Origin of the sequence: Flavobacterium sp. (assembly GCF_044348915.1) — a bacterium.
Taxonomy (GTDB): Bacteria; Bacteroidota; Bacteroidia; order Flavobacteriales; family Flavobacteriaceae; genus Flavobacterium.
This window is the reverse complement of sequence record NZ_JBIKRX010000109.1, coordinates 1-8,194: the sequence shown is the minus strand read 5'-3', so window position 1 is coordinate 8,194 and position 8,194 is coordinate 1. Positions and strand designations below refer to the sequence as shown.

Here is an 8,194-nt window from a genome sequence, read left to right as displayed (position 1 = left end):
CTCCAGCTTCCTTCAGATTCTACCTCACGGTAGACACCCTTGCTCTTGGCTAACGATTCCCATTGGCAGGCTCGTTCGGGATTTACACCCTATAGATATATGGTATGCGTAGCGCACAACAAAAAAAATCCCGATTGCTCGGGATTTCTATTAAATAAATCTGAAATTTTATTTCAATTTCTTTTTGATAGCTACTTCGTGGAAGGCTTCGATAACATCTCTTTCTTCGATGTCGTTGTATCCTTTTATCTGAATACCACAATCGTACCCTTTGGCCACTTCTTTGACATCGTCTTTAAAACGTTTCAAGGCGATTAGCTCACCTGTGTGAACCACAACACCTTCACGAATGATTCTGATTTTGGCTGATCTCTGAATTTTACCATCCATAACCATACATCCAGCGATAGTACCTACTTTAGAAATTTTGAATAATTCTCTAATCTCGGCAGTACCAAGAACTTCTTCTTTCATTTCTGGCGCCAACATTCCTTCCATTGCATCTTTCAAGTCGTCGATAGCGGCGTAAATGATAGAGTAGTAACGGATGTCTATTTCTTCTTTGTCAGCCAATTGTCTTGCATTTCCGGCAGGACGGACATTAAATCCGATAATAATCGCATCTGAAGCAGAAGCCAACATAACGTCAGTTTCAGTAATTGCTCCAACTCCTTTATGAATAATGTTTATTTGAATTTCGTCAGTAGATAATTTAGAGAACGAATCCGACAAGGCTTCAACTGAACCGTCCACGTCACCTTTAAGGATGATGTTCAATTCTTTAAATTGACCCAATGCAATTCTACGTCCAATTTCATCTAAAGTAATATGTCGTTGAGTACGAACTGATTGCTCACGCATTAATTGAGAACGTTTCGAAGCGATTTGTTTTGCTTCTTTTTCGTCTTCAAAAACGTTGAACTTGTCACCAGCAGTTGCAGCTCCATCAAGTCCCAAAACTGATACTGGCGTTGACGGTCCTGCTTCTCTAACGACATTACCTCGTTCGTCATGCATCGCTTTAATTTTACCATGATGCTTACCGGCCAACATATAATCACCAACTTTTAGCGTTCCGTGTTGTACCAATATAGTAGAAACATACCCTTTACCTTTATCTAAAAAAGCTTCAACAACTGTTCCTTGTGCCGCTTTGTTTGGATTAGATTTTAAATCTAATAGTTCTGCTTCAAGCAATACTTTTTCTAATAATTCTTTTACTCCTGTTCCGAATTTTGCAGAAATATCGTGAGATTGAATATTTCCACCCCAATCTTCAACAAGTAAATTCATACCTGCTAACTTCTCTTTAATTTTCTCGACATTAGCATTTGGCTTATCAATTTTATTGATTGCAAATATAATTGGGACACCCGCAGCTTGAGCGTGAGAAATAGCCTCTTTCGTTTGTGGCATAATATCATCATCGGCAGCTACTACGATAATAGCAATATCGGTAACCTGAGCTCCACGTGCACGCATTGCAGTAAAGGCCTCGTGACCCGGTGTGTCAAGGAAAGCAATTTTTTGCCCATCGTCCAAAGTTACTCCATAAGCACCAATATGCTGAGTAATTCCACCTGATTCACCAGCGATAACATTTTCTTTACGAATATAATCAAGCAAAGATGTCTTACCGTGATCGACGTGACCCATTACGGTTACGATTGGCGCTCTAAATGCTAAATCTTCCTCTTTATCTGCAACAACTTGAATCGCTTCTTCAATATCTACAGTGATAAATTCTACTTCGTAACCAAACTCATCGGCTACAATAGTTAATGTTTCAGCATCAAGACGCTGATTCATCGTTACCATGATTCCAAGCGACATACAAGTTCCAATAACTTTAGTAATTGGCACATCCATCATAATTGCGATTTCACCAACAGTTACAAACTCAGTAACTTTAATTGTTTTGCTACCTTCGTCTAAAGCTCGTTGCTCATCATCTGATTTTTGACGGTGCGTTTCTCTTTTGTCTCTTCTATATTTAGCGGCTTTCGATTTACTTCCTTTACCTTGAAGTTTCTCTAAAGTTTCTCTAATTTGATTTTTAACTTCTTCTTCCGTAGGCTCCACTTTAGCAGTGATTGCAGGTCTGGCCCCTTTTACAAATCCTGGTCTTGCACCTCTGTTAGCATTGAAACCTCCACCTCCAGCATTTGGAGTAATTTTGTTAGGATTTGGAGCACCCGGAACTCCCGGAGTAGCCGGCGGCCTTGGCGCACCAGGTTTTGGAGCGATCCTCTTTCGTTTATTCTTATTGGCATTATTAGCTGCACTTCCGGAAGCAGCAGGTGTTCCAGGTTTGTTAGGCGCTATTTTCGGATCTTCTTTTTTCTTTTTTGGCTTATTAAATTGAGATAAATCAATAGTTTGACCTGTTAGTGTAGCTCCAGATAATTTAGTGTATTTGGTTGCAATTGTTTCCTCTACGGGAGTTTCAATAGCCGCAGGAGCCTCTGTCTTGGGTGCTTCAGCCTCAACTTTATTTTCTTTTATTTCTGCTACCGGTTTAGTCTCTTTTTTCTCAGCAACAACTTTTTCTTGTCCTTCTTTCGCAGGAGCTTCTTTTTGAACAGATTCCTTAACAACTGGTTTTTCTTTAGGGGTTTCTGCCTTAGGAGCTGGAGTTTTTTCAACAATTGGCTCTGGCTTTGGAGTCTCTGTAGACTTTTTAGGATTTAGATCAATTTTTCCAACGTGAACCGGTCCAGAAATAGACCCTTTAGCTCTGATAACCTCTTGACTTCTCAAACGCTCTTCATCATGTTTGCGTTTTTCCTCGATTTCTTTTTCTCGTTCAATACGCAAAGCTTCTTTTTCTTTTTGCTTTTCTTTGCTAACTTCAGAAGAGGCTACTTTGTTACCCTTATCTCCAGCAAATTCTTTACATAAAACGCTATACACGTCGTCTGAAATTTTAACATTTGGATTTGCTTCAATAGCAATCCCCTTTCCTTTCAAACAGTCAACTGCTGTTCCAAAAGAAATATTTAATTCTGCTAAAACTTTACTTATTCTAATAACTTTTTCTTCAGACATAAAACCTTTTTAATATTACCTTTTTTTATCACCCTAACCCTCTTAGCTTTCTACATTTCTGCCAACGACAAAGAAAATCAGTATGATGTTTTTTATTTGTTCCTCACACTAACTCTCTGCTAGAGAGGAAAAATAAGGTTTAAAATTTAATTTTTGAAGAATTGACTAACTATCAAATTCTTCTTTTAGAATTTTCATTACATCCAGAATCGTTTCCTCTTCTAGGTCAGTCCTTCTTACTAAGTCATTTACATCTTGTTTTAAAATACTTTTTGCAGTATCTAAACCAATTTTTGCAAATTCTTCGATTACCCATTCTTCAATTTCATCTGAAAACTCTGTTAATTCAACATCATCTTCATCTGCGACAGCACCGGCAACGTCTCCTTCACGAATAACGTCAAGTTCATAACCAGTCAATTGACCTGCCAATTTAATATTGTGTCCTCCTCTACCAATTGCCTTAGAAACTTCTTCCAATTTCAAGAAAACTTCAGCTCTTTTGGTTTCTTCATTAATTTTGATTGAAGAAACTTTTGCAGGGCTTAATGCTCTTGTAATATACAATTGAATATTGCTAGTGTAATTGATCACATCGATATTTTCGTTTCCTAATTCACGAACAATTCCGTGAATACGAGACCCTTTCATCCCCACACAAGCACCTACTGGATCAATTCTATCATCATAAGAATCTACAGCTACTTTTGCTTTTTCGCCTGGAATTCTCACTACATTTTTCACCATAATCAATCCGTCGAAAACTTCAGGAATTTCTTGTTCGAATAATTTTTCTAGGAACTTTTCAGAAGTTCTAGACATAATAATTTGAGGCTTGTTCCCTTTCAATTCGACGCTTTCGATAATTCCTCGCACATTATCTCCTTTACGAAAAAAGTCAGAAGGAATTTGTTTTTCTTTTGGTAAAACTATTTCATTTCCGTCATCGTCAATCAAGATCACAACTCTCGGACGAACATGGTGTACTTCAGCGGTGTAAATATCACCTATCAAATCTTTAAATTGTTTGTAAAGATTGGTGTTATCGTGTTCGTGAATTTTAGAAATTAGGTTTTGACGCAATGCCAAAATAGCTCTTCTTCCCAAATCAACTAACTTTACTTCTTCAGAAACTTCTTCTCCGATTTCAAAATCCGGCTCAATTTTACGAGCATCTGTAAGCGAAATTTCTAAATGGTCTAAATCTACATCATCATCGGCAACAATTACCCTTCTTTGCCAGATCTCCATATCTCCCTTATCTGGATTGATAATTATGTCGAAATTATCATCTGAACCAAATTTTTTCTTCAATGCATTTCTAAACACATCTTCTAATATCGCCATAAGCGTTACACGATCAATAAGTTTATCATCTTTAAACTCTGAAAATGAATCGATTAATGCTAAATTTTCCATGCCAACTATTTAATTAAAATGTTACTGTAACAATTGCTTCTTTTATTTCTGTATACGGTATTTCCTGTCTTTTCTGAACCGTTTCTTTCCCTTTTCCTACTTTTTTAGGCTCCCTAGCTTTCCATGACAAAATTATAAAATTATCATTAGCTTCAACTAATTCTGCTTCAATAGTTTCGGTTGCTAACTTCACAATTAAAGTTCTTCCGACGTTTTTTTTGTATTGTCTCACCATTTTTAATGGCGAACCAACTCCTACTGAGGCTACTTCTAGAGAAAAATCTTGCTCTTCGCGATCTAAATTATTTTCGATTGCCCGACTTATATCGATACAATCCTGCAAAGCGACTCCATTATCGCCATCTAAAGTCACGATAATTTTAAAACTATCTGTAATTGCCAAATCTATCAGAAAAACCGCAGGTCTATCTTTCAATCCCTCCGTTAATAGGCCGTTTACTTTATCTTTAAATGTCATATTTTATAAAAAGAGGCACGCTATGCGTGCCTCATTATCTAGTTTTTTAATAAATAACTGCGCAAATATAGTGTTATTTTTTATAAATCAAAAATCATTGCTTTATGTTGAAAAAATTTTGTAAATTTAATCAATCAAATTTAGGGTTCTTTTTGTCAAATATTTTTAAAATCTAATAGCTATGAAACGGATTTTAGTACCAGTCGATTTTTCTGATTATTCAATCGAAGCGTTAAAAGTAGCCGCTCAGATCGCAAAAAAAAATAACTATCAAATCATCTTATTGCATTTGTTAGAATTACCGCATCAAGCAGCCGACTCTTTTGGGAATGGAAACAGTATTCCGGAGATAATTTTTTTTAAAAACAAAGCCATTGAGAAGCTAGAAGAATTGATGGATTCAGTCTTCCTACAAGGATTAGATGTCTTTGAAGCTATTGAATTTAAAAAAGTAGACGAAGGAATTGTTGATGCAAGTATAAAAAACCATGTCGATCTTATCGTAATGGGCTCACATGGGACATCAGGATTCAATGAATTATTAGTAGGATCCAATACAGAAAAAATTGTGCGCTACTCTAAAATACCTGTTTTAGTTATCAAAAAAGGAACGAAGGAATTCAACCCAACCAATTTTGTTTTTGCCTTAGATTTTTCAAAAGAGACAAAAAAACCATTTCGTAGAATGCTTGAGTTTGCAAAAATCTTCAAAGCAAAACTATTTTTAGTGACGATTTGTACCCCAGCCTCTTTTAAAGTCACCCATATTCTCGAAAAAATTACGGAGGATTATTTAGCCAATTTCGATATTGAAAATTACTCCACACATATCTATAATGATACTAACATCGAAAACGGGATTATTAACTTTGCCAAAAGTGTAAATGCAGATTTAATAGGAATGTGCACACACGGACGCACAGGATTTGCACATTTTTTCAATGGAAGCCTTGGCGAAGACTTAGTAAATCACGCGGCAAAACCAGTAATAACCTTCAAAATTTGATTTTTTATCAAGAAAAAGAACTTGAAACAATTTGCAAAACTGCTACTTGACTATTTTTCATAAAAAAACCTCTCAAAGATTGAGAGGTTTTTTGTTGGTCTACAAGGACTCGAACCTTGAAAGACTGCACCAAAAACAGTTGTGTTACCATTACACCATAGACCAATACCGTTGCTGTTAAGCGAGTGCAAATTTAATACAAATTTTAATTTCTACAAATTTTTACGCTCTTTTTATTGAAAACTTTTCGTTTACCAGTATTCTTCGAGCTTTTTTCAGTCGCCTCAACTTGTTGGTTATTGCTATTGGCCTGGACTGCAATCCCCATAAATCATTGCCATTGACGATTCTAAGCTTTAGAAAAAACCACAAAAAAAAATTTTTATCCCAAACAAAGATCCCTCCCTTTTTTTGACCCTTATCTTGTGTTGGCAGTTATGAAAACCAAAAAAGGGCTTGTAAAACCCTTTTTGATTCGTTCAATGTGCCAAAAGTCATTCCTTAATCTTGAAAGTCCGAATATAATTGACGATATCCCAACGCTGATCATTGGTTATATCTGTCAATGGCATGGGGCGTCTTGCTTCGGATATTTTCCAAAACAATCCGCCGTCTGTCTGTTTCTGTATGACTTCAGCACCCAAGTCGGTTACTTTTTTATTAACTTTATCTGCTTGCAGACCATCGCCATTGCCGTCTTTTCCGTGACAACGAACACAATCTAGCTGATAAGAATGTTTTCCTCTTTCTAGGGAGAATTCATCTGCCGGAAATGGATTTTTCATTCTCACAGCAGTTTTGGGCGCTTTCATCGGAGCTTCGTGTTGCGCAAAGGCAATTGAAGCGTAAAAAAAGGCAATTACAACAAATGCTAATTTTAACACGATTGGTTTGGAATACTTGTTTTTCATAAAAATATATTTAATAAGAATTAAAATCGAAAAAAAGCAAGATTGAAAGAACTAATTTTGAAAATCACACTCAAATATACGCAATTAATTGCATAGCAGCATCATAAAAATAAAGATTTTTCGCAATAATTAAACTGCTTTATTTAGACAGTTGAAACCTCGTAATCTTTCAAAATGTGAAACAAAAAAGGACAATATTGTCAACATTTCCTCTATCAAAAAAAAGAAACGAGATGGAGTTCAGCTTTAAAATAATCTGTTTGTGGAAAATTTTGTTAATGCTCGTATCTTTCAATAAAAAAACATTTTCTTTGTAATCGTAAAAAAATTAAAATTTTAGTATCTGAATATGACGACATTTAACTTCAATAAATGGAACACCATCACCGGTTGGTGTGCTTTTTTAATTGCATTAATAGTATATACGCTTACGGTTGAACCCACAATGAGTTTTTGGGATTGTGGAGAATACATTGCTACATCGGCAAAACTTCAAGTAGGGCATCCTCCTGGAGCACCATTATATCAAATGATTGGCGCTTTCTTCGCAATGTTTGCCATAGACAACCAACATATTGCTTTGATGGTCAACATGATGTCGGTGTTTTCAAGTGCTTTTACTATTCTTTTTATGTTTTGGTCCTCATCAATGATTCTCAAAAAGATAATTTCAACTTACAGTGAGATTACCAAAAACGATGCTATTGTAATTCTAGGAAGTTCATTTGTAGGTGCTTTGGCCTATACTTTTTCTGATAGTTTCTGGGCAAGTGCTGTAGAAGCAGAGGTATATGCTATGGCTTCCTTATTTATTGCTTTGCTTTTTTGGTTAGGTTTACGTTGGGAACAAGATATGGATTCTCCACAAGGCAACAAATGGTTGTTGATTATTTCACTAGTCATTGGGCTTACTTTCGGGGTGCATTTTATGGCATTATTAACCATACCTGCTATTGGCTTTCTTTATTATTTCAAACATTACAAAGAAGTTACCATTAAGAATTTCATCATTGCCAATATTTTGGTGGTTGCCATCTTATTGTTTATTTTCAAACTTTTACTACCCTTGACGATGGCTTTCTTTGGTAAAACCGAAGTTTTTATGGTCAACGAACTTGGATTGCCATTCGATTCTGGGACCATTTTTGTTCTTTTACTACTTGTAGCTTTCTTCTACTTTAGTTTAAAATACACGCGCTCAAAAGGATTGATTAAAGCAAATACTTTGATTTTATGCATCCTTTTTATCTTAATCGGTTTTTCGACTTGGATGATGTTGCCTATTCGCGCCAATGCCAATACAGTCATCAACGAAAACAAACCCTCGGATGC

Annotated in this window: 6 protein-coding genes and 1 tRNA gene; 2 read left to right on the top strand and 5 right to left on the bottom strand. The window is 35.9% G+C overall.

The window, feature by feature from the left end; all coding sequences use genetic code 11:
* Nucleotides 1-168 precede the first annotated feature (168 nt).
* The 3 genes from infB to rimP all read right to left on the bottom strand — a co-directional run bounded on the left by infB (nt 169) and on the right by rimP (nt 4,945).
* Nucleotides 169-3,048 carry a translation initiation factor IF-2 gene (infB, locus tag ACIQ1E_RS13040; protein WP_396171745.1) on the bottom strand — a complete coding sequence of 960 codons (2,880 nt, stop codon included), beginning with the start codon at nt 3,046-3,048 and terminating at the stop codon, nt 169-171.
* 165 nt (nt 3,049-3,213) lie between these two features.
* Nucleotides 3,214-4,467, bottom strand: a complete 1,254-nt coding sequence (gene nusA, locus ACIQ1E_RS13035; protein ID WP_396171743.1) for a transcription termination factor NusA — start codon at nt 4,465-4,467, stop codon at nt 3,214-3,216.
* 13 nt (nt 4,468-4,480) lie between these two features.
* Nucleotides 4,481-4,945: a ribosome assembly cofactor RimP gene (gene rimP / locus ACIQ1E_RS13030; protein WP_396171742.1), complete on the bottom strand. Its 465-nt coding sequence runs from the start codon at nt 4,943-4,945 to the stop codon at nt 4,481-4,483.
* Between the two features lie 181 nt (nt 4,946-5,126).
* Between rimP and ACIQ1E_RS13025 the strand changes: the two genes are divergently transcribed.
* Entirely contained in the window at nt 5,127-5,951 is an 825-nt protein-coding gene (locus ACIQ1E_RS13025) for a universal stress protein (RefSeq protein WP_396171741.1), read from the top strand.
* 94 nt (nt 5,952-6,045) lie between these two features.
* Here the strand turns inward: ACIQ1E_RS13025 and ACIQ1E_RS13020 are convergent.
* A tRNA-Gln gene (locus ACIQ1E_RS13020) sits at nt 6,046-6,116 on the bottom strand.
* A gap of 329 nt (nt 6,117-6,445) precedes the next feature.
* The gene (locus ACIQ1E_RS13015; protein WP_396171740.1) at nt 6,446-6,862 is read right to left on the bottom strand and encodes a c-type cytochrome; all 417 of its coding nucleotides are present in this window, start codon (nt 6,860-6,862) and stop codon (nt 6,446-6,448) included.
* Nucleotides 6,863-7,211: 349 nt separating this feature from the next.
* Between ACIQ1E_RS13015 and ACIQ1E_RS13010 the strand changes: the two genes are divergently transcribed.
* The coding region (locus ACIQ1E_RS13010; protein ID WP_396171739.1) for a DUF2723 domain-containing protein at nt 7,212-8,194 on the top strand (983 nt) is incomplete at its 3' end.

Bases quoted from the DNA above. Each gene is read 5' to 3' on its own strand.
- infB (WP_396171745.1), bottom strand. From the start codon at position 3,048: ATGTCTGAAGAAAAAGTTATTAGAATAAGTAAAGTTTTAGCAGAATTA.
- nusA (WP_396171743.1), bottom strand. From the start codon at position 4,467: ATGGAAAATTTAGCATTAATCGATTCATTTTCAGAGTTTAAAGATGAT.
- rimP (WP_396171742.1), bottom strand. From the start codon at position 4,945: ATGACATTTAAAGATAAAGTAAACGGCCTATTAACGGAGGGATTGAAA.
- ACIQ1E_RS13025 (WP_396171741.1), top strand. From the start codon at position 5,127: ATGAAACGGATTTTAGTACCAGTCGATTTTTCTGATTATTCAATCGAA.
- ACIQ1E_RS13015 (WP_396171740.1), bottom strand. From the start codon at position 6,862: ATGAAAAACAAGTATTCCAAACCAATCGTGTTAAAATTAGCATTTGTT.